The organism is Spirochaetota bacterium, from assembly GCA_040756435.1.
GTDB lineage: Bacteria > Spirochaetota > UBA4802 > UBA4802 > UB4802 > UBA4802.
This window is the reverse complement of sequence record JBFLZD010000121.1, coordinates 1-2,097: the sequence shown is the minus strand read 5'-3', so window position 1 is coordinate 2,097 and position 2,097 is coordinate 1. Positions and strand designations below refer to the sequence as shown.

Below are 2,097 nucleotides of genomic sequence, written 5' to 3'. Positions count from 1 at the left end.
GTGATTATTAAAAAAAAGAGAAGTACAATATTAAATTTCATATTTTTGTAAACTTCTGTATAAGAATAGAACGATTACTTTTTAACTGGATTATATGTACTCCACTTCTAAGCGATGATGTATTTATTTGGAATATATTAGTGCCTGTCGTTAAATTTAATTTATTCTCTCTAATTAGTAGCCTACCATAAGAGTCATAAATTGAAAACTCTAAATCGGTAGGATTTATTATTTCAACACTTATGTTTATTAAATCACATGTTGGATTAGGATAAATACTAAAAACAAAATCTGTCATTTCATTGCTTTCAACACCAACAGTTGGGTCATAAGTATGAATACTATAAGATAATGTTCGAGTAGAGTTTAAATTTGTTGGAAACCACATATCGCCCACATATTGTCCTATTATGTTATACATTTTTGATTTATATAGATAGCCTACTAAGGTTACGCTAGTTTGACCATAATTACTTAATGAAATATCACTCATATGAGGGTTGTATATAACTGTAGTATAGCCAAATAAGTTAGATGAAGAATTTCTTGCCCAAGCACCAATTACTGTTTCTGTCTGTGGTATTGAAAAAGAATGAGTTACAGTAAGTTTGTATATGTCTGTAGTGCCTAAATAGTAGCCAGTAGCAAGACCGGGGACACCTTCGGGGAATTGGACTGTCTGACCGCTTGAATATAATTGAGCAGATGAACAACTTACGGTAGTTTGAAAATGTCTTACTTTATATTGTGGTAATAAAATATGATTAAAGGAATTTAATACATTAATACGACCCCAACCGGTGTATTGATCATATCCTGAGGTTTGTAAGTCGTATGTATAATTTTGTAATATATGTTCAACATCCTCAGGTGCAAGTTTATTTGGTGCATTTGGATCATTGTTTACATAACTTAACATCAGTCCTGAAACACCAGATACATGTGGACATGAAAATGAAGTACCATCTTGATTATATGTATATGTATTGTTTGCATTGTGATCTGGTGCTGCATATAGATCTTTAGTGCCAGGAGCAATAAAATCTAATCTGTTTCCATATGTAGAGAAATTTGCTCTATCCCCAGTTGCGTCATTTGCTCCGACTTTCATTGTCCAATCATCATGATAAGAGGCGGGATATTTTAATTGAGAATCAGATGTATTTCCACTAGCAGCAACAACTACAACTTTATTATTGAAAGCAAATTGGGTTGCTTCGCGCAATGATTTAGAATTTTCAAGTCCCCAACTATTACTTAAAATGTGTAGACCATATTGATTGCTTGCTGCACCTGCTTGCAATGCTGCAACTGCATGATTTGTTTGAATATAACCCCCAGAATTAGCAATTTTAAATGAAAAAAGTGCACAACCAGTATTATTATTTTCGCTGTCACCGCCAGAAATACCCGATATACCCTTTGAATTGTTTCTCAAGGCACCAATAATTCCTGCACATGCGGTTCCATGCCCATTATCATCAGGAGTAGTTGCACTAGAAACATGACAATTATTTATCCAATCCCAACCACCTTTAATTTTAGATCCGTTATATGTACCATCGCCAAAATCCTCATGTTTATAATTAATACCTGTATCAAATACACCAATCAAGATATTCTCTTGACCAACTTCATAATTCCATGATTGTTCGACACCTATTCCACATGTAGGCGATGTTAAACCTATTTGTTGATATTGAAGAAACAATGGGTCATTTGGTAAAATGTCAATATGTCCGATATAATTCTTTTCAGCAAATTGAATTGTTGGATACATGGTTTCTAAACTATCAGCAACCGTTTGTTCATTTATGTTTTCTGGAATAAAAACAGATAATGATGCCCAGAAAAACGGCATTTGAATAGTATCTCCAAGTCTTGAAATGGAAATTGTATCTTTTGTAGTTAACTTTGTAAAAATTTTATATGCATTTATCTTTCCCCAACTTATACCTGTTTTTTGTGTCATTTCATAAATTACAGATTGCTTTACAAATTCTGATAGCGGGGCATATTCTAATCCAATTTTATCAATAGCAGATTTATTAATTGCTGATGTATCAAACCTTATAATTAATTCACGTGCATTCCATG

At 32.8% G+C, this 2,097-nt stretch carries 1 protein-coding gene; it reads right to left on the bottom strand.

Annotated features, from left to right (window positions below; all coding sequences use genetic code 11):
- Window positions 1–37: 37 nt before the first annotated feature.
- Window positions 38–2,097: S8/S53 family peptidase (locus AB1444_16420; GenBank protein ID MEW6528239.1), on the bottom strand; the 2,060-nt coding region annotated here is incomplete at its 5' end.